The organism is Agromyces bracchium (assembly GCF_009709675.1).
Taxonomy (GTDB): domain Bacteria; phylum Actinomycetota; class Actinomycetes; order Actinomycetales; family Microbacteriaceae; genus Agromyces; species Agromyces bracchium.
On the sequence record NZ_WMLB01000039.1, the window covers coordinates 32,267 to 51,951 of the forward strand.

At 72.4% G+C, this 19,685-nt stretch carries 18 protein-coding genes; 12 read left to right on the plus strand and 6 right to left on the minus strand.

The genetic code is table 11. From position 1 onward, the window contains the following. Positions 1–46: 46 nt before the first annotated feature. Positions 47–1,363: an ATP-dependent DNA helicase gene (locus GJ743_RS16560; protein WP_155053013.1), complete on the plus strand. Its 1,317-nt coding sequence runs from the start codon at positions 47–49 to the stop codon at positions 1,361–1,363. 108 nt (positions 1,364–1,471) lie between these two features. Here the strand turns inward: GJ743_RS16560 and GJ743_RS16565 are convergent, their stop codons facing one another. Both GJ743_RS16565 and GJ743_RS16570 read right to left on the minus strand, forming a co-directional pair. Further along, the gene (locus GJ743_RS16565; RefSeq protein WP_155053014.1) at positions 1,472–2,059 is read right to left on the minus strand and encodes a hypothetical protein; all 588 of its coding nucleotides are present in this window, start codon (positions 2,057–2,059) and stop codon (positions 1,472–1,474) included. A gap of 10 nt (positions 2,060–2,069) precedes the next feature. Further along, a complete protein-coding gene (locus GJ743_RS16570) occupies positions 2,070–2,477 on the minus strand; it encodes a DUF4383 domain-containing protein (RefSeq protein WP_155053015.1) in 408 nt (135 codons plus the stop codon). A gap of 248 nt (positions 2,478–2,725) precedes the next feature. Here GJ743_RS16570 and GJ743_RS16575 point away from each other — a divergent pair, with 248 nt between their 5' ends. From GJ743_RS16575 to GJ743_RS16615, 9 genes are all read left to right on the plus strand, one after another. Continuing rightward, a complete protein-coding gene (locus GJ743_RS16575) occupies positions 2,726–3,973 on the plus strand; it encodes a serine hydrolase domain-containing protein (RefSeq protein ID WP_196217038.1) in 1,248 nt (415 codons plus the stop codon). Positions 3,974–4,057: 84 nt separating this feature from the next. Then, positions 4,058–4,897: a class II glutamine amidotransferase gene (locus tag GJ743_RS16580; protein ID WP_155053017.1), complete on the plus strand. Its 840-nt coding sequence runs from the start codon at positions 4,058–4,060 to the stop codon at positions 4,895–4,897. Further along, on the plus strand, positions 4,872–6,659 hold the full coding sequence (locus tag GJ743_RS16585) for an MFS transporter (RefSeq protein WP_155053018.1): 1,788 nt from the start codon (positions 4,872–4,874) through the stop codon (positions 6,657–6,659). Before GJ743_RS16580 ends, GJ743_RS16585 begins: the two co-directional genes overlap by 26 nt. Then, positions 6,656–8,146, plus strand: coding sequence for a DUF2252 domain-containing protein (locus tag GJ743_RS16590; protein WP_155053019.1), 1,491 nt, complete (start codon positions 6,656–6,658; stop codon positions 8,144–8,146). Before GJ743_RS16585 ends, GJ743_RS16590 begins: the two co-directional genes overlap by 4 nt. Positions 8,147–8,294: 148 nt before the next feature. Continuing rightward, positions 8,295–9,896 carry a sodium-dependent transporter gene (locus GJ743_RS16595; protein ID WP_155053020.1) on the plus strand — a complete coding sequence of 534 codons (1,602 nt, stop codon included), beginning with the start codon at positions 8,295–8,297 and terminating at the stop codon, positions 9,894–9,896. Next, on the plus strand, positions 9,893–10,060 hold the full coding sequence (locus tag GJ743_RS16600) for a methionine/alanine import family NSS transporter small subunit (RefSeq protein WP_155053021.1): 168 nt from the start codon (positions 9,893–9,895) through the stop codon (positions 10,058–10,060). Before GJ743_RS16595 ends, GJ743_RS16600 begins: the two co-directional genes overlap by 4 nt. Positions 10,061–10,151: 91 nt before the next feature. After that, positions 10,152–11,006, plus strand: a complete 855-nt coding sequence (locus GJ743_RS16605; protein WP_155053022.1) for a phosphatase PAP2 family protein — start codon at positions 10,152–10,154, stop codon at positions 11,004–11,006. Further along, a complete protein-coding gene (locus GJ743_RS16610; RefSeq protein WP_155053023.1) occupies positions 10,993–11,790 on the plus strand; it encodes a phosphatase PAP2 family protein in 798 nt (265 codons plus the stop codon). Before GJ743_RS16605 ends, GJ743_RS16610 begins: the two co-directional genes overlap by 14 nt. A 42-nt stretch (positions 11,791–11,832) precedes the next feature. Further along, positions 11,833–13,668: a SulP family inorganic anion transporter gene (locus GJ743_RS16615; RefSeq protein ID WP_230386858.1), complete on the plus strand. Its 1,836-nt coding sequence runs from the start codon at positions 11,833–11,835 to the stop codon at positions 13,666–13,668. A 3-nt stretch (positions 13,669–13,671) separates the two neighbouring features. On the opposite strand, the gene GJ743_RS16620 is transcribed toward GJ743_RS16615, so the two are convergent. Next, positions 13,672–14,454 (minus strand): SDR family oxidoreductase, encoded by a 783-nt coding sequence (locus GJ743_RS16620; protein WP_155053024.1) that lies wholly within the window; start codon positions 14,452–14,454, stop codon positions 13,672–13,674. Positions 14,455–14,616: 162 nt separating this feature from the next. Between GJ743_RS16620 and GJ743_RS16625 the strand changes: the two genes are divergently transcribed. Then, positions 14,617–14,802, plus strand: coding sequence for a hypothetical protein (locus tag GJ743_RS16625; RefSeq protein WP_155053041.1), 186 nt, complete (start codon positions 14,617–14,619; stop codon positions 14,800–14,802). Continuing rightward, entirely contained in the window at positions 14,799–16,322 is a 1,524-nt protein-coding gene (locus GJ743_RS16630; RefSeq protein ID WP_328289290.1) for a multicopper oxidase family protein, read from the plus strand. The genes GJ743_RS16625 and GJ743_RS16630 overlap by 4 nt, the downstream gene beginning before the upstream one ends. A 41-nt stretch (positions 16,323–16,363) precedes the next feature. On the opposite strand, the gene GJ743_RS16635 is transcribed toward GJ743_RS16630, so the two are convergent. From GJ743_RS16635 to GJ743_RS16645, 3 genes are read right to left on the minus strand one after another with little or no spacing between them, the layout of a single operon-like run. Further along, positions 16,364–17,716: a dipeptidase gene (locus GJ743_RS16635; protein ID WP_328289291.1), complete on the minus strand. Its 1,353-nt coding sequence runs from the start codon at positions 17,714–17,716 to the stop codon at positions 16,364–16,366. Beyond that, the gene (locus GJ743_RS16640) at positions 17,713–18,162 is read right to left on the minus strand and encodes a hypothetical protein (RefSeq protein ID WP_155053025.1); all 450 of its coding nucleotides are present in this window, start codon (positions 18,160–18,162) and stop codon (positions 17,713–17,715) included. The genes GJ743_RS16635 and GJ743_RS16640 overlap by 4 nt, the downstream gene beginning before the upstream one ends. Continuing rightward, positions 18,159–19,655, minus strand: coding sequence for an APC family permease (locus GJ743_RS16645; RefSeq protein ID WP_230386859.1), 1,497 nt, complete (start codon positions 19,653–19,655; stop codon positions 18,159–18,161). The genes GJ743_RS16640 and GJ743_RS16645 overlap by 4 nt, the downstream gene beginning before the upstream one ends. Between the last annotated feature and the right edge of the window lie 30 nt (positions 19,656–19,685).

Sequence of the window (19,685 nt, forward strand, 5' to 3'; positions counted from 1 at the left end):
CGGCGCATCGAACCCCGTCGAACCGAGCGAGACCGAAGGCCCACCGTTGCAGCACGTGACCCTGACCGCCGAGCAGGAGGCGGTGTTCCGGGCGATCGAGCACACGCGCGAGCACGTGTTCGTGACCGGGCGCGCGGGCACCGGCAAGTCGACGCTGCTGAACCACCTGAACTGGAACACGGGCAAGCAGATCGTGATCTGCGCTCCGACGGGCGTCGCGGCGCTGAACGTCGGCGGCCAGACGATCCACTCGCTGTTCCGCCTGCCGATCGGCGTCGTCGCCGACCACGAGATCGACCAGAACGACACGGTCCGCAAGATCCTGAACGCCATGGACACGCTCGTCGTCGACGAGGTCTCGATGGTCAACGCCGACCTCATGGACGCGATGGACCGATCGCTCCGACAGGCGCGCCAGCGCCCGCACGACCCGTTCGGCGGCGTGCAGGTCGTGCTGTTCGGCGACCCGTACCAGCTCGCCCCGGTGCCCGGCTCGGGCGACGAGCGCCGCTACTTCGCCGACACCTACCGGTCGATGTGGTTCTTCGACGCGAAGGTCTGGCAGGAGGCCGACTTGCGCATCTACGAGCTCGGCGAGATCCACCGCCAGCACGACGACGCGTTCAAGCACATGCTGAACGCGGTGCGGCATGGCATGGTGACGGCCGAGATCGCGGGCGTGCTGAACGACACCGGCGCGCGCCGGCCGCTGCCCGAGCAGGGCGCGATCACGCTCGCGACGACGAACGAGACGGTGAACCGCATCAACCGCGCGGCGCTGCACCGCCTGCCGGGCCACTCGATCGCGAACGAGGCCGACGTGAACGGCGAGTTCGGCGGGCGCGGCTACCCGGCCGACGAGCGGCTCGAGCTGAAGGTCGGCGCGCAGGTCATGTTCCTGCGCAACGACACCGCGGCGTGGGGCGAGGCGCCGCGCTGGGTGAACGGCACGATCGGCACCGTCACGTCGCTCGAGCGCGAGGTGCGCGTCGAGATCGACGGCGAGGAGCACGAGGTCGAACCGGCCACGTGGGAGAAGTACCGGTACTCGTGGGACCCGGTCGCGAAGAAGCTCGAGCGCGACATCGTCGCCGAGTTCACGCAGTTCCCGCTGCGCCTGGCTTGGGCGGTCACCATCCACAAGTCCCAGGGCGCGAGCTACGACACGGCGATCGTCGACCTCGGCTCCCGCGTCTTCAGCCCCGGGCAGACGTACGTCGCGCTGTCGCGGCTGACGAGCCTCGACGGGCTCTACCTCGCCCGACCGCTCGTGCCGCGCGACATCATCGTCGACCGCGACGTCGAGCGGTTCATGTCGGGCGCGAGCCGCGACCTCGGCACGGGCGACGAGCTGCCCGCCTGAGGACGCCCGCGCGCGGCGACGTCCGACCGGGACGACGGGCGGACGGGAGCCCGGGAGGGGAGCGGCCGGGGGCGTCATCGCCACGCGCCCCCGGCCGCGGTCGGTGGGTCAGTGGTGGTGGGCCGGATCGACGGGCGCCTCATCGCCGGGCGCGACGTGCTCGCCGTGCGGCACGGCCGACCGGCCGGCCTCGGTGGCGGCGAGGGCCGGAGTCGCGAGCGCAGCGACGAGCACGGCGCCGACGGCGAGCCCGACGAGGGAGCGGCGGGCCTCCGACGCGGGCGAGGGCGCTGCGGTCGAGGGTGCGGCGGTCGAGCGTGCGGCGGCGGATGCCTCCGGCCCCCGTCCTGCACCCCGCGCGCCGCGCGCGGCGCGGGCGACCGACAGCGCGACCGCGGCGAGGAACACGCAGGCCGCCGCGAGCGGGAGGCCCGGGACATCCGCCAGCCCGCCCGATGCCGCGGCGCCGCCGGCGAGGACGAGCGCCCCGACCGAGGCCGCCAGCACGATGCGCGGGGCGAGCGGACGTCCCGCGCGGAGGGACAGGACGCCCCAGCCGAGCGCGGCGACGCCGAGCCCGGCCAGGACGACCTGCGGTGCACCCCCGGCACCGGCGGCGAGGGCGGTCCCGACCAGCCCGCCGCCAAGCGCGGCGAGCATGGGCCAGGTCCGGGTGATCGTCGCCGATGCGCGCATGGCGGGCTCCCTAGGCCGTCGCCACGCGTGCGGAGCGCTCGGCGCCGACGCCCACGCCGAGCAGCACGATCGCGCTGGCCAGGTGGAGGAAGTGGTCGGCCGTGTTGAGCGCGAGGATGTTCGCCGGCGTGCCGGCGATGAAGAAGCCGACCACGCCGAGCAGCAGGTACGCCGCGCCGACGATGGCGTTCACGGTCTTCGCCGCGCCGACGCTCGACAGGCCCGCGATGAGCAGGGCCGCGCCGATCGCGAGGTGCGCGATGTTGTGGAGCGGGTTCACGGCGAACACGCCGAGCAGCAGTCCGCCCTCGGTGGCGATGAAGTCGACGCCGCCGGTCACGGCGAAGCCGAGCAGGCCGACGAGGACGTAGACCGCGCCGAACACGGTCGCGGCGATGCGGTTGGGTGAGTTCTTCATGGCGATGCCTCCTGGTTCTCGCGCGGCGGGCGCCGTGCTGGGAGGGGTTCGGCACGGCGTCGGAACCGGATTGGACCGGCGGTCCTCCGATCGGGGGACACCCGCGTCGAGCCCGTGCGACGGGGCCGCCGGGACGCCGCGGAGCGCCGTGCGATGGGCGGCGTCGATCGGGTTACAATCGCAGCGGACACACGGCGGGGGGCACGGTGGCTGCACGGACACGGCGGAGGCGGCGGCTGATCGCCGCTGTGCTGGCGTCCGCCTTCGCGGTGACCGCGCTCGCCGCATGCACGCCGTCCGACAGCCCGGCCGCCGACTTCGACCAGGTCGAGGGGGCCTTCGACGACGCGGTCGTGGAGCAGCTGGACGCCACGCTCGCCGAGGCGGTTCGGCTCAGCGGATCGAGCGGAGCCGTCGCCGGGGTCTGGGCCCCGTGGGCGGGAAGCTGGACGGTCGGCACGGGCACGGTCGACTTCGCCGACGGCGCCGCACGGGTCACGACCGACACGCGGTTCCAGCTCCCGGACGGCACCGGCCAGCTCACCTGCGCGGTGATGCTGAGGCTCGTCGACGCGGGCGTCGTCGAGCTCGACGAGCCGGTGTCCGAGATGGTGAACGGCATCCCCGGGCTCGACGGCATCACGCTCGAGCAGCTCTGCCGCAACACGTCGGGCCTCGCCGACTACTACGGACCGCTCCGGGCGCACTTCGTCAAGAACCCCGAGCGGATCTGGCCGGCCAACGAACTGCTCGCGAGCGGCCTCGCCGCGGGTCGGAAGGGGGAGCCGGGCACGTCGTGGGTCGAGTCCCGCACCGGCATCCTGCTGCTGACCGAGGCGCTCGAGCAGCGGACCGGGCGCTCGTGGGCCGACCTCGTGGACCAGTACGTGCTCGAGCCGCTGGAGCTCGAGGGCACCTCGTTGCCGGCCGCGAGCGACATGGCGTACGCGGGCGCCCTCGGCGGCTACGCCGCGTCGTACTCGGGCGGCAAGCCTGCCTGCGATGCGATCGTCGACGTCTCCCGGCGTTCCAGCTCGATCGGTGGCACGGCGTCCGGAGCACGCACGACGCTCGCGGACGCGAAGGCGGTCAGCGAGTCGTTCGCGACCGGGGCGATGTTCCAGGAGGCCACGGCTCGCGACGTGTGGACCCTGAACTCGCTCGGCGGCGACGCACCCGGATGGCAGGCTCAGGGGATCGGCGCCCAGCAGTTCGGGCCGCTGCGCGGCGTCGCCGGCGAATCGATCGGCGCGCTCGCGGCGATGTTCACCGACCCGGAGACCGGGCTCACCGTGATCCTCGCGTTGAACAACTCGGCCGGTGGCGAGCTGCTCGTCCGCGAGGCGGCGTTCGCGCTCGCGTCCATCGCCTCGAAGGCGGCGCCCGCCGAGGGGCGCGACCTGCCGCTCGTCGAGCTCCCGTGGTCGCTCGAGCAGGCCACGCAGCGCATGACGGATGCCGCGCCGTGCCCGCTCCCGGCCGAAGCCGAGGGATGAGACTTTGGGCCCGTCGAGCGCGCGCGGACGGGTCCAGAATGGCGCCGACGGGGAGCGGGCTCCGCGCCGAGGGGAGGCGTTCGCATGTGCCGATGGTTGGCGTACTCGGGTGAGCCGCTGAGGACCTCCGCGGTGCTGCTCGACGCGACGCATTCGCTGGTCGCCCAGTCGCTCGACTCGCCGCTCGGCGCGGAGACCGTGAACGGCGACGGGTTCGGCATCGGGTGGTATCCGGCGGGCGCCGTGGCGGGGAGCATCCCCGCGGTGTTCCACAGCACCGAGCCGGCGTGGAACGACGACAACGTGCGCGAGCTCGCCCGCGCGATCGAGAGCCCGCTGTTCTTCAGCCACGTGCGGGCGGCGGCGGGCCCGCCGATCCAGCGGACCAACTGCCATCCGTTCCGATGGGAGAACTGGCTGTTCATGCACAACGGCTTCCTGTCGGAGTTCGCGAAGGTCAAGCGGGACCTGACGTTCGCGATCGACCCGTCCCTCTACCCGCACGTGAAGGGCACGACCGATTCCGAGGTGCTGTTCCACCTCGCGATCACCAACGGGCTCGCCGACGACCCGGTCGCGGCGCTGCGCGCCACGGTCGACCTCGTGGAACGCGTCGGTCGCGACCACGGCGTCATGTTCCCCATGCAGGGCACCGTCGCGGTGGCCGACGGCGCCACGATCTGGGCGCTGCGCTACTCCACCCAGGGCCGGTCCCGCACGCTCTTCCACTCGATCGACATCCCGACGATCCGCGAGATGTACCCCGACGCGGAGCGCCTCACGCAGTTCGGCGAGCACGCGCACGTCGTGGTCTCGGAGCCGTTGAACGACCTGCCGGGCGTCTTCGTCGAGGTCCCGGAGTCCACCATCGCCGTCCTCGACCGAGAGGGATACCACCATGAGCCCTTCCGAAGCGCAGCCTGAGCCCGCCGACTCGACCGCGCCGTCGGAAGGCGGGACGTCGGCCCCCGCGCCGTCGCCCGCGCCCGCGCCCGCGCCCGCGCGCAGCTCGTGGGTCGTCGTCACGGCGCTCTCCGCCGCGCAGTTCGTCATGGTGCTCGACAGCACCGTCATGAACGTGTCGATCTCGCAGGTCGTCGAGGACCTCGACACGACGGTCTCCGCCATGCAGGCCGCGATCACGTTCTACACGCTCACGATGGCCGCGCTCATGCTCGTCGGCGCGAAGCTCGGCGACGTGTGGGGTCGGCTCCGGGCGTTCGTGATCGGCGCGATCATCTACGCGATCGGCTCGCTGACGACGGCGCTCAGCCCGAACATCGTCGTGCTGTTCACGGGCTGGAGCGTCGTCGAGGGCGTCGGCGCGGTGCTCGTCATCCCCGCGATCGCCGCGCTCATCGCCGACAACTACGAAGGTCGGGCGCGGGTCACCGCCTACGCGATGATCGGCGCGGCGTCGGGGGCCGCGGTCGCCGCGGGGCCGCTCATCGGCGGGTTCCTGACGACGTACGCCTCGTGGCGGTACGTCTTCATCGGCGAGGTCGTGGTCATGGCCGTCGTCGTGCTCTTCTCGCGTCGGATCGTCGACCGGCACGAACCGGCGAAGCTGCGCATCGACCCGCTCAGCGTGCTGCTCTCGTCGGTGGGACTGATCGCGATCGTGCTCGGGATGCTGCAGAGCAAGACCTGGGGCTGGATCGTGCCGCTCGACTCGCCGGAGATCAACGGCGTGCCGATCGAACCGCTCGGCATCTCGTTGACGACCTGGCTGATCCTCGTCGGCGGCGTGCTCCTCGGCTGGTTCGCTCACCGGCAGCGCCGGCTGATCGAGACGGGCCGGGAGGCGTTCCTGGACGTGTCGCTGCTGCGCATCGACCGGCTGCGGAGCGGGCTCTCGGCGCTCGGGGCCCAGTACGCGGTGACGGCGGGCCTGTTCTTCATGGTGCCCGTCTACCTGCAGATGACGCTCGGGCTCGACGCGCTGCAGACCGGCATCCGGATCTTCCCGCTCTCCGTCTCGCTCATCGTCTTCTCGTTCGCCGGGACGCGGCTCTCCCGCGTGTGGTCGCCGCGACGCATCGTGCGGATCGGCCAGGTCGTGCTCGTCGGCGCGGCGCTGCTGCTGCTCGCCTCGGTCGACGAGGAACTGCGCCAGGTGGCGTTCAGCGTCGGCATGTTCATCGCGGGCGCCGCGCTCGGGCTCCTCGCCTCCCAGCTCGGCAACGTGAACATGTCGAGCGTCGGGCCGGAGAAGTCGAGCGAGGTCGGCGGGATGCAGGGCGTCTTCCAGAACCTCGGCTCCTCGCTCGGCACGGCCCTCATCGGCTCGGTGCTGATCGGCGCCCTCGCGACCTCGTTCGCCACGGGGGTCGCGGCGAGCGACCTGCCGTCCGACGTCCGCGAGGCGGTCGCCGAGGCGACCTCGGGCGGGGTCGAACTCGTCCCGGCTTCGACCGTCCAGGGGATCGGCGAGGACGCCGGGCTCTCGAGCGCCGACGCCGAGGAGCTGAGCGAGACGTACCGGCAGGCGCAGCTCGGATCGCTGCGGGTCGCCTTCGTGGGGCTCATCGGCATCGCGCTGCTCGCACTGCTGTTCTCGCGCGGGATCCCCGACGTCGTCGAGGGCTCGGCAAAGGGCGCCGGTAGGCGGAAGCAGGGATCGAGCGACGACGAACGGGATGCGGTCGACGACGCCGACCTGGACACGGTGGAGGAACGACCATGAGCACGACCATCGGCTTCGGCGGCGGCCCGCTCGACTCGGACGACGAGGCGGGCCCGAACCGGACCGGCATCGAGGAGCTGGCGCCGCGCGACGACTTCGGCGCGCGCGCGTCCGCAGGCCGAGCGGCCCGTGCCCGCGCCCCGCGCACCTCCCACGCCGGCTGGACGCCGCCGCCCGACCGCGCCGACCCGGTCGCGCTGCTCGAGGAGCAGGCGATCACGCGCGTGCCCGAGCTCGTCCCGATCCGGTACGCGCGCATGGCGCGCACGCCGTTCGACTTCTTCCGGGGCGCCGCGCTCATCATGGCGGCGGACCTCGTGTCGACCCCGGTCTCCGGCATCATGGCGCAGATCTGCGGCGACGCGCACCTGTCGAACTTCGGCGTGTTCGCCTCGCCCGAGCGTGACCTCGTCTTCGACATCAACGACTTCGACGAGACGCTGCCCGGCCCGTGGGAGTGGGACGTCAAGCGGCTCGCAGCGAGCCTCGAGGTCGCCGGCCGCCACCGCGGGTTCGCGGTCGAGGATCGCCGGAGGATCGTCCTCGGGGCGGTCGCGGCGTACCGCCGGCAGATGCGCAGGTCGGCTCGGGAACGCGTGCTCGAGGCCTGGTACGACCGGCTCGACGCCGACGAGATCCGCGTGCGCCTGCGTCGCGCACGCGAGGCGAACCGGGTCGGCAAGGCGCAGGTCAAGCGCGCCGAGGCGGTGCTCGCGAAGTCGCGCACGCGCGACAGCGTCCGTGCGTTCACGAAGCTCGTGTCGATCGAGGGCGGCCGCATGCGGATCACGGCCGACCCGCCGCTGATCGTCCCCGTCGAGGACCTCGTCGAGAAGGGCCTCGAGGGCGAGGACGTCGAGCGCATCATGCGCGGCATCCTGCGGGGGTACCGCACGACGCTGCGGCTGCCCCGGCATCCGCTCGACGAGTACGAGTACGTGCACATGGCCCGCAAGGTCGTCGGCGTCGGCAGCGTGGGCACGCGCGCCTGGATCGTGCTGCTCCGCGGCCGCGGCGACGACGATCCGCTGATCCTCCAGGCGAAGGAGGCCGAGGCGTCGGTGCTCGAGCGGTTCCTGCCGGCCAGCCGGTACGAGCAGCACGGCGAGCGGGTCGTGCAGGGCCAGCGCCTGATGCAGTCCGCGAGCGACCTGTTCCTCGGCTGGCAGCGCGTCACCGGCGTCGACGGCGTGGAGCGCGACTTCTACATCCGGCAGCTGCACGACTGGAAGGGCTCGGCCGACATCGAGAACCAGCAGCCGGTCGGCGCCGCCATGTACGCCGAGGCGTGCGGCGAGACGCTCGCGCGAGCGCACGCCCGGGCGGGGGACCGCGTCGCGATCGCCGAGTACCTCGGCGGGTCCGACCGGTTCGACCGCGCGATCCTCGCCTTCGCCGGCGACTACGCCGACCAGAACGACCGGGATTTCGCCGCGTTCACCGCGGCGATCGCCTCGGGCCGGCTGCCGGTCGCCGAGCGATTCTGACGGTCGCGACCGCGCGCGCGGGCGGATGCCGTCGGCGCCATCGCCGAACGGAGGCTGCGGCATCCGCCCCGCCCTTGGTAGCGTTCAGTCGTTCGGGTCGCACGGCGATGGCGCCGCGACCGCAGGCGACGGGCCGGGGGAGGCGCGAATGTCGGCAACCGCAGGCGAGCACGGGGCGGCGCAGCCGCGCGAGATGTGGACGGGGCAGGTCGGCTTCATCCTGTCGGCGATCGGGTCGGCCGTCGGCCTCGGCAACATCTGGCGCTTCCCCGGAGTGGCGTACGAGAACGGCGGCGGCGCGTTCCTGATCCCCTACCTCGTGGCGCTCGTGACCGCGGGCATCCCGATCCTGTTCCTCGACTACGCGCTCGGGCACCGGTTCCGCGGCGCGGCGCCGACCGCGTTCCGCCGGCTCGGCGGCGGGCGCCTGAAGTGGCTCGAGAGCCTCGGCTGGTTCCAGGTCATGATCTGCTTCGTGATCGCGCTGTACTACACGGTCGTGATCGCCTGGGCGGCGAGCTACTTCGTGTTCTCGTTCGACCTCCGCTGGGGCGACGACACCGCGGGCTTCCTGACCGGCGAGTACCTGCAGGTCGGCGACCCCGGGTTCTCGTTCACGTTCGTCCCGGCGGTCCTCATCCCGCTCGTGATCATCTGGATCGCCGCGATCGTCGTGCTCGCGTTCGGCGTCGCGCGCGGAGTCCAGCGCATCAACGTGATCTTCCTGCCGCTGCTGGTCGTGGCGTTCGCCGCCCTCGTCGTCCGCTCGCTCTTCCTCGACGGCGCCGCCGACGGCCTGAACGCGCTGTTCACGCCCGACTTCTCGGCGCTCGCCGACCCGAACGTGTGGATCGCCGCGTACAGCCAGATCTTCTTCTCGCTCTCGATCGCGTTCGGCATCATGATCACGTACGCCTCCTACCGCAAGCGGCGCGCGAACCTCACGACGCCCGGCCTCGTCGTCGCGTTCGCGAACTCGTCGTTCGAGATCCTCGCGGGCATCGGCGTGTTCGCGACGCTCGGCTTCTTCGCGTTCCAGCAGGGCGTCGACGTCGCCGAGCTCGAGGGCCTGACGGGCGTCGGGCTCTCGTTCATCACGTTCCCCGCGATCGTCTCGCAGATGCCGGGCGGGCCGATCTTCGGCATCCTCTTCTTCGGCTCGCTCGCCATGGCCGGGTTCACGTCGCTGCTGTCGGTGCTGCAGGTCGTCTCCGCGGGCTTCCAGGAGAAGTTCGGCCTCACGCCCCGGCAGGCGGCCGTGCGCGTCGGCATCGTCTCGATGGTCCTCTCGGTGCTCCTCTTCTCCACGACGACGGGGCTCATCGCACTCGACACGGTCGACAACTGGGCGAACAACATCGGCATCGTCCTCTCGGCCGTGCTCGCGGGCGTCTTCGCGTTCTGGGTGCTCCGGAAGGGCCCCGAGCTGCGGTACCACCTGAACGCGGTCTCGACGTTCCGGGTCGGCGGGGTGTGGACGCTGCTGGCGGGCGTCCTCGCCCCGATCGTGCTCGGTTACATGCTGATCCAGCGCATCGTCTCGCTCATCGTCGAGGGCTACGCGGGCTACCCCGACTGGTACCTCGCCGTGATGGGCTGGGGCACGGTCGTGTTCTTCGTCGTGGCGGCGCTGGTGCTGACCGGCGTCCGGTGGCGGCGGAGCCCCGATGCGTTCCGACCGTGGCCGCCGCTGCCCGAGCGGATGTCGCAGGCTGATGCCGCCACGACGACGGAAGGGGGCCGGTCATGACCGGGACGGCGATCTTCTTCCTCGTGCTCGCGATCGTGCTCGTGTGGGGCGGGTTCACGGTGAGCGTGCTCGCGCTCAGCCGCAAGCCCGACCGGCACGACTTCCCGCCGGGCGGGGAGGACGACCACCGCGAGGACATCGGGCCGGTCGAGCGGGACACCTGAGCGCCGCGGCCGCAACCCCCTGAGTCGAACGACCCGCTCGCGGCATACTGTGGGGACCTCCGCGGGCGCGGAGGCCGAGAGGAGGTGCGCCATGGCCGAACCCGAGGCCGGCACGCAGGGGAGCGAAGCGCAGGGCACTGCGCCGACGGAGGCGGGCGATGGCGACGACAGTCGGCCGGGCCGCTGGCAGCGATTCCACGAGCGGTTCATCGTCGAGGAGCGCTACCTCTCCTCGCGAGCGCGCCGCAACCTCTACGTCACCGCCGCGGCGCTCGTCGTGGTCGGACTCGTCGGGTTCTTCGTCGTGCTCGACTCGATCCTCGAGTCCGACGACCTCTCGTACATCGACGCGCCCGTCGAGGCGTGGTTCGACTCCGGTCGCGACGACTGGCTGACGGTCTTCATGATCGTGCTCGCGGTCGGCTTCGGCCCGATCGCGATGCCCATCATCATCCTCGTGACCACCGTCGCGTGGGGCGTGTTCGCGAAGCACGCCTGGCGACCGCTGCTGCTCGCGGGCGGCATGATCCTCGGCGTGATCACGGTGCAGCTGCTCGCGCCGCTCATCGCGCGCGACCGCCCGCCGGCCGACGAGATGCTCTTCGGCTACGATCCGAGTTCGTCGTTCCCGTCGGGGCACGTGATGGGCGTCGCCGACTTCCTCTTCATCGGCACCTACCTCGTGTTCTCGCGCCATCGGCGGCCCGTCATCACGACGCTGGCGTTCATCGCGGCCGCGGTCGTGGTGCTGCTCACCGCCGCGTGCCGCATCTACCTCGGCTACCACTGGGCGACCGACGCGCTCGGCTCGATCTTCCTGTCGCTCGTCGTGCTCGGCCTCGTGATCGCCGTCGACACCTGGCGCACGGTGCGCGTGGGCACGGCCGACCAGATCGCCGAGTCCGACCGTCGGCCGGAGGCGTGGGGGCGCGATGAGCGACGCTGACGGCGCAGGCGCACGGGCAGGCACAGGCGCGGGCGCGGGCGCGGATGCGTCGACGCCCGGCGACGCGCCCGCCCAAGAGGCCGCCTCGCACGCCGGCCACCACTCGCACGCCCCCGCACCGCTGCGGGTCAGCCGCCGCCCGTGGCTGGCGGCCGGCGTCATCGCCCTGATCGCGGTGGCCCTCGTCGGCGCGGCGATCGTGTACTCCGAGCGCCAACCGTTCGGGTTCGAGATCGACCTGATGGCGGCGCTCGGCGCCGCGCGGACGCCGCCCGTCACGAGCCTCGCGCTCGCGCTGGACGTGCTCGGCGGCGGCGCGCTCTCGAACGTCGTGTTCCCGATCCTCATCGTGGCCGCGCTGCTCGTGTGGCGCCGGCCCTGGGCGGCGCTCTACTTCGGGATCGCCGCGCTCGCGAGCGCGGGCGTGACGCGGCTCGTGAAGGCGCTGGTCGGACGGGTCCGCCCGGAGGACATCCTCGTCCAGCCCGACTTCGGGTCCTTCCCGTCGGGTCACAGCTCGGCGGCCGCCCTCATCGCGACCGCGCTCGGGCTCGTGTTCATGCGCACCTGGGTCTGGGTCGCGGGCATCGCCTGGACCGTGCTCATGATGCTCAGCCGGATGTACCTCGGCGCGCACTGGCTGAGCGACACCTTCGGCGGCGCGCTCGTCGGCGCGGGCGTCGCCCTCGTCGTCTGGGCGCCGTTCGCCTACCGGCTCTACCGGGAGAACCGGTTGCCGCACCCGCCCGTCTGGCGATCGGTCGACACGGCCGCGAAGGCCTGACGCGCGCCCGCGGCATCCGCCATCATCGGAAGCGGAGGCCGGATGGGCGCGAACGAGCAGCGGGGGCGACGACGGATGCCGCGGTGGGTGCCGCCCGGCGTCGAGGTCGCGCGCCACTACCGCCGCGACTGGCTCGTGCCCGACCTGCGCGCGGGGATCGTGGTCACGGCCCTGCTCATCCCGGCCGGCATGGGCTACGCGCGCGTCGCCGGCCTGCCGCCGGAGACCGGCCTGTACGCGACGATCGTCCCGCTCCTCGCCTACGCCCTCTTCGGTCCGAGCCGCATCCTCGTGCTGGGGCCCGACTCGGCGCTCGCGCCGATCATCGCCGCGGCGATCCTTCCGCTCGCGGTGGGCGACGACGAACGGGCGGTCGCGCTCGCAGGACTGCTCGCGGTCATGGTCGGCGCGATCCTGCTCCTCGGCGGGCTGCTGCGCCTCGGCTTCGTCACCGACCTCCTCTCCAAGCCCATCCGCGTCGGCTACCTGAACGCGATCGCCCTACTGGTGCTCATCTCGCAGGTGCCCCCGCTCCTGGGCTTCTCGGTCGATGCGGAGTCGCCGGTCGCCGAGGTCGGGGCGATCTGGGCGGCGCTGTTCGCCGGCGAGGCCGAACCGCTCGCCCTCGCGTTCGGGCTCGGCTCGCTCGCGGTGATCATCGCGATGCGGCTGCTGCGGTCGCCTGTGCCGGGTGTGCTCGTGGCCGTGGTCGGTGCGACGCTCCTCACGTGGATCCTCGGCCTCGGCGAGCAGCTCCCCGTGGTCGGTGCGCTCCCGCAGGGCCTGCCCGCTCCCGCCCTCGGCGGCCTCGAATGGGCGGATGTCGCGGGCCTCGCGCTGCCCGCCTTCGGCATCGCGCTCGTGGCTTTCACCGACACGGCCGTGCTCTCCCGCACGCTCGCCGCGCGTCGGGGCGAGACGGTCAGCGGCAGCGGCGAGATGGCGGCGATCGGATCGGCGAACCTCGCGGCGGGCCTCTTCGGCGGCTTCCCCATCTCGGCGTCGGCGACGCGCACGCCCGTCGCCGAGCAGGCGGGCTCGAAGTCGCAGCTCACGGGCGTCGTGGGAGCCGCGCTCCTCATCCTGTTCATCCTGCTGGCCCCCGGCGTCACGGCGTTCCTGCCCTCCGCGACCCTCGCCGCCGTCGTGGTCGTGGCCGCGGCGGGGCTCATCGACGTCCGCGGGTTCGTGCGGCTGGTGCGGATGGACCGGGTGGATGCCGCGCTCTCGGCGGCCGCGTTCGTCGGCGTGTTCGTCTTCGGCGTGATCCAGGGCATCGCCGTGACGATCGGGCTGTCGCTGCTCGCGTTCGTCTACCACTCCTGGCAGCCGTACCGCGCCGAGCTCGGCCGGGTCACTGGACTTCGCGGCTACCACGACCTGTCGCGCAACCCGGAGGGCGAGCGGATTCCCGGCGTGGTGATCGTGCGGTTCGACGCACCGCTGTTCTTCGCCAACGGCGGGCTCTTCGACGACTTCGTCCGCTCGCGCGTCGAGGCGGCCGAGCCCGGCATCCGCACCGTGATCCTCGCGGCCGAGCCGATCACCGACATCGACACGACCGCGATCGACGAGTTCGTCGAGCTCGACGACTGGCTCGCGAGCCGCGGCATCCGCCTGGTCATCGCCGAGATGAAGGACCCCGTCGTCGACGTGCTGCGCCGCTACGGGCTGGGCGACCGGTTCACGCCCGACCGGTTCGCACCGACGGTCGGCGCCGCGGTCGACGAGATCACGGGCACCCTGCGCGGCGACCTCGAGGGCACGAAGTGGGACGACGGCCGGGCCGATCGGCCCGAAGGGTCGGGGCCGGGGACGCTCCCGGACGAGCCCGAGCGCCCGGACGAGCCCGAGCGCCCGGAGCCGCCGGACCGTTGAGCCTCACCAGGTCGAGTCGCCGCGCATGACCGCGTCGGAGCCGCCGTCGATGAAGACGACCTGCCCGCAGAGGTGCGCGTTCTCCTCGCTCGTGAGCCATGCGAGCAGGTACGCCGCGTCGCGCGGCTGGAAGATGCCGTTCAGGGGCATGGGCACCATCTCGAGGATGGCGGTGCGCGCCTCCTCGGTGCCGGTGTACGCCTCCGTCATCGGCGTCTCGACGACGCCCGGCGCGATCGCGTTGAGCGGGATGCCGGCGCCGGCCCAATCGGGCCCCGGGGCATTGCGCCGGATCCAGCGCACGAGCGCGCGCTTGGTCGTGCCGTAGATGAGGTTGCCCTGCTCCGGCGGCCCGGCCTCGAGCTCCGATGCGCGGGCCATGGCCGCGGGCTCGTCGCCCGCGAGGAAGGCGTCGAGCAATGCGTCGTCGGGCGGGAAGAGGGAGGCCATCGAGGCGGTCGCGACCGCGCGCGGCGCGGGCGAGTCGGCCAGCAGCGGCCGGAGGCCCTCGAGGGTCGCGAGCGTGCCGAAGTAGTTCACGGCCGCGGTCTTCGCGACCGGCAGTGCGAGGCCCGCGTTGGCGATGATTGCGTCGATGCGGCCGCCGCTCGCGTCGGCGACGCCCGAGACCAGGTCGGCGCGGCCCTCGGCGGTCGTCAGGTCGACGTTCACGTCGGCGTCGTGCAGGTCGACCCCGATGACGCGGCCGCCGCGTTCGGCGAGGAGTTCGGCGGTCGCCAGGCCGATGCCGCTCGCGGCTCCGGTGACGACGTAGGTGCGTGGCATGGCTGCTCCGGCTTCGTTGCAGGATGTCGCGCCGTCCCCCGGCGCGCGGGGCCGTGGTCCGGCCTCCCCTTCGAGCCTTCCCGTCCGCGCGCCGCCGTCGGGGGCCGTTGGACCCGTGGCGGCGCGGGCACGCCGCCTAGCCTCGATCGCAGGAGGTGCGCGATGAGCAACGGTTCGAACGCGGGTCTCGCCGGCGGCGGCGCGATCTACGGTCTCGGGATCTTCGGGGCCTGGGTGTACTTCTGGCAGCAGGCCGACGCGTTCTGGGAGTACGTCTGGGCGATCTTCCAGGGCCTGTTCTGGCCGGCGTTTATGGTCTACGAGCTCTTCGCGGCGCTCGGCGAGTGACCGGCCCCGACTCCAGCGGATCCGGCCCGAGCCGCCGGGCCGTCCTGATCGGCGGCGCCGCAGCGGTCGGCGCGATCGCGGTCGGCGCGGGCGGGCTCGCGTGGTGGACCGGCTCCCGCGTCGTCGAGCCCGACTCCGCCGCGCCCGGGAGCACCGACGCCCCGCCGTCCGGCGACGGGAGCGCGAAGGAGGAGACGTTCCGCGAACCCGAGGTGCGCGCGAGCTCGGGCGGACGGCTCGACCTCGAGCTCAGCGCGGCGGTCACGACGGCGACGGTCGGCGACCGGCAGGTGCGTGTCCTGGGGTTCGAGGGCGGCATGCCCGGCCCCACGCTTCGGGTCCGTGCAGGCGACCGGATCTCCCTCCGCTACCGCAACGACCTCGGCGCCACGACGAACCTGCACACGCACGGCCTCGAGGTCTCGCCCGAGCGGAACTCCGACAACGTGTTCGTCATGATCCCGGCGGGCGGCACGTTCGACTACGCGTACGAGCTCGGCGACGACCACCCGACCGGCGTGTTCTGGTACCACCCGCACCACCACGGCACGACCGCCGAGCAGCTGTTCGCCGGTCTCTACGGTGCGATCGTCGTCGAGGAGCCGGAGCCGCTCCCGGTCGCGCGCGAGCGCGTGCTCGTCATCGCCGACATCGCCTTCGACGCGAACGGCGACGTCGCCGCCGCGACGCGGGTCGAGCGCATGCTCGGCCGGGAGGGCGACCTCGTGCTCGTCAACGGGCAGCTGCTCCCCACGATGGTCGCGGCGCCGGGCGCGCGCGAGCGCTGGCGGATCGTGAACGCCTGCACCTCGCGGTACCTGCGCTTGAGGCTCGACGGGCAGCGGATGCACCTGCTCGGCATCGACGCCGGACGCTTCCCCGAGCCGCGCGAGGTCGACGAGATCGTGCTGCTGCCGGGCAACCGCGCCGACGTGCTCGTCGAGGCGACCGCCGGCGAGGCCGTGCTGCAGACCCTGCCGTTCGACCGCGGCAGCATGGGCATGATGGGCGCGCCGCGCAGCGCGACGACCGGCGCCGACCTGGCGCGGTTCGTCGTGTCGGGGGATGCCGCGGCCTCCGTCGCACCGCTGCCCGCGGCATCCGCCGCCCCTCGCGACCTGCGTGACGAGGAGGTGACCGGACGCCGGACGCTCACGCTCGCGATGGGCGCCATGGGCGGCGGCATGGGCCAGGGGATGGGGTTCACGATCGACGGGCGGACCTTCGCCGAGGGCCGCACGGACATCGAGCAGCCGGCCGGGACGATCGAGGAGTGGACGATCGAGAACACGAGCACGATGGACCATCCGTTCCACCTGCACGTGTGGCCGATGCAGCTCGTCGAGGTCGACGGGAAGCCCGTGACGGGGGTCGACCGGCGCGACGTGGTGCCCGTGCCGGCCGGCGGCCGGGTCGTCGTGCGCATCGCGTTCGAGGGCATCACCGGGCGCACGGTCTACCATTGCCACATCCTCGACCACGAGGACCTCGGCATGATGGGCGCCATCCGGGTCGCGTGAGCGTGGGCGGCGCTCGGCGCAATCGCACTTCGAGGCGAACCTCAGCGCGCGGCGCCCCCGTACGAGCGGAGGAAGAGCGCCTCCGCGATCGCCAGGTGCTCGATCTCCGACGGGTCGACGCTCTCGTTCGGCGCGTGGATGAGCGCGAGCGGCTCCTCGACGCCCATGAGGATGATCTCGGCGCCGGGGTACGTCTCGGCGAACACGTTGCACAGAGGGATCGAGCCGCCCTGGCCGAGCGTGGTCATCGGGGTGCCGTAGGCCTCCTGCATCGCGGCCGCCATGGCGTGGAACGCTGGCCCGTCGGTCTCGGCGCGGAACGCCGACCCGATCGCCTCGGTCTCGACCTCGACGCGCACGTTCCAGGGGGCGTGCGCGCGCAGGTGCGCCGCGAGCGCGTCGTGCGCGACCTGCGAGTCCATGCCGGGCGGCACGCGGAGGTTGAGCCGCGCCGCCGCGCGCGGCACGATCGCCGCGGTCGAGCCGACCACCTTCGGGGCGTCGATGCCGAGCACGGTGAGCGCCGGGCGGGCCCAGAGCCCATCGGCCACGCTCCCGTCGCCGAGCAGGTCGACGCCGTCGAGCACGCCCGCGTCGGTGCGGAACTGGCCGGGGTCGTAGGGCGCGCCCGTCCATGTCGCGGTGCCGTCGAGCCCGTCGATCGTGGTGTTCCCCGCGTCGTCGCGGAGCGACGCGAGCATCGCGACGAGCGCCGCGAGCGCGTCGGGCGCGGGCCCGCCGAACATGCCCGAGTGCACCTCGGAGGCGAGCGCCTCGACGTGCACGACGACGTTCGCCATGCCGCGCAGCGTCACGGTCGCGGCGGGCCGGCCGACCGCGGCATTGCCCGTGTCGCACACGAGGATCGCATCGGCGCGCAGCACGTCGGGGTTCGCCTCGACGTATCGCTCGAGCCCGCCCGTGCCCTGCTCCTCCGAGCCCTCGACGACGAGCTTCAGGTTCACCGGGATGTCGTCGCCGAGCGCGCGCAGTGCGAGCAGGTGCATGAGGATGTTGCCCTTGCAGTCCGCGGCGCCGCGGCCGTGCCAGCGCCCGTCGACCTCGGTGAGCTCGAACGGCGGCGTACGCCAGGCGGACTCGTCGAGCGGCGGCTGCACGTCGTAGTGGGCGTACAGCAGCACCGTCGGGGCATCCGTCGCCGTCGACGGTCGCGACCCGACGACGGCGTCGGAGCCGTCGGGCGTGCGCGCGAGGCGCGCGTCGGCGACGCCGAGCTCCGCGAACCGGTCGCGGACCCACGCCGCGGCGCGAGCGCACTCCTCGGGCGGGAACTGCCGCGGGTCGGCGACCGAGCGCATCGCCACGAGCTCGGCGAGCTCGTCGTGCGCGGCCGGCATCATCTCGCCGATGCGAGCGCGGATGTCGCCGCTCACGAGTCGCCGCCGTCGATCGTCTCCAGGTCGTCGACGAACTGCTGGAACTCGTCGAGCTCGTCGGGGCAGTAGGTCTCGATGATGAGCAGCTGCCCCTGGAGCAGGCGCGACTCGACGATGACCGGTCGCGTTCCCGGCCCGCCTGCCCCGTTCGCGAGCTGGCTCAGCAGGACGGACCGCGAGAGCGCCTCGTTCGGGTTCGCGCAGACGGCGCCGCCGTCGTCGCCGAGCACCGACGCGATCTGCTGCGACGTCAGGCTCACGTCGACGCCGGCGTCCTCGAGCGCCTGGATGAGCTCCTCCGCCTTCTCCTCGGCCTCCGCGGTCTGGCGCGCTGCGCGCAGGTTCAGGAGCCCGATGACGACGAGCACGACGAGGACCACGACCGCGACGATGTAGATGATCGACCGTTCGCGCCCGGTCTGCTTCTCGGTCTGCGTGCTCATGATCCGCTCCCCTCGGAGTCGGGCTTCGACGACGGTTCGGTGGTCCCGGCGTCGGCCGCGCCATCCACCCCGCCCTCGGGCACCGGCCCGGACTCGGGCGGGAGCTTCCACGAGGGCTTCCGGAACCGGTAGAAGAGGAACGGCACCAGCAGGCCGAGCCCGAGCGCGCCGCCCGCGACGATGAGGAGGTACACGATCGGGTCGCCGCCGCCGAACTGGGACGGCGGGATGAACCCGACGAGGAGCGCCGCGAGCGATGCCGCGAAGCCCATTCCGGCGAGGCCGATGAGCATCGGGGCGCGGTAGCCGCGCGGGTGGTCGGGGTGCGTCCTCCGCAGCCGGATCGCGGCGACGAACATCAGCAGGTACATGATCAGGTACACCTGCGTGGTGATCACCGAGAAGATCCAGTAGGCGCTCGACACGTTCGGGATGAGCGCGTAGCCGAGGGCGATGATCGAGGTGATGACGCCCTGGGTCACGAGCAGGTTCTGCTGGATGCCGTTCTTGTTGAGCTTCTGCAGGAACGGCGGGAGGTAGCCCTCCTCGCGCGAGATCAGCAGGAGGCCCTTCGACGGTCCGGCGAGCCAGGTGAGCATGCCGCCGAGGGATGCCGCGACGAGCATGATGCCCACGATCGGTGTCAGCCACGACACCGAGAACGCGGCGAACACGGCCTCGAACGCCTGCATCACGCCGGCCGTGAGCGAGAGCTGCTCGGCCGGGATGATCCAGCTGATCGCGAGCGCCGGGAGGATGAAGATGAGGAGCACGAGACCCATGGCCAGGAAGATCGCCTTGGGGTAGTCGCGTCCCGGGTTCTTCAGCGACGAGACGTGCACCGCGTTCATCTCCATGCCGCTGTACGACAGGAAGTTGTTGACGATGAGCACGAGGCTCGCGAGGCCGGCCCACTGCGGGAGGAGGTTGTCGACGGTCATCGGCGCGGCCGACGGGTTGCCCTGCCCGAGGAAGACCGCGCCGAGGAAGATCAGCACGGCGCCCGGGATGAGGGTTCCGATGATCAGTCCGCCGCTCGCCAGGCCGGCGACGGCCTTGGTGCCGCGCGACGAGATGAACACGCCCGACCAGTAGCAGACCATGATGACGAGCGCCGTCCAGACGCCGCTCGAGGCCAGGGCCGGATTGATCACGTAGGCGAGCGTCGACGCCACGAATCCGAGCAGCGTCGGATAGTAGAAGATCGTCATCGCGAACTGGCACCACACCGCCAGGAAGCCCATCGGCTTCGAGATGCCGGTCGACACCCACTTGTAGACCCCGCCCTCCCAGCCGGAGGCGAGCTCCGCGGCGACGAGCGACGTCGGCAGCAGGAACACGATCGCCGGGACGAGGTAGAGGAAGATCGCGGCGAGCCCGTAGACCGCCATCGTCGGCGCGGGTCGGAGGCTCGCCACCGAACTCGTCGTCATGAGCGCCAGCGCGATCCACGAGATCCAGACCGTGCCCGGCACGGCCTTCGCCTTCGACATCGCCGCATTCCGCGGGCGCCCGGCCGCGGC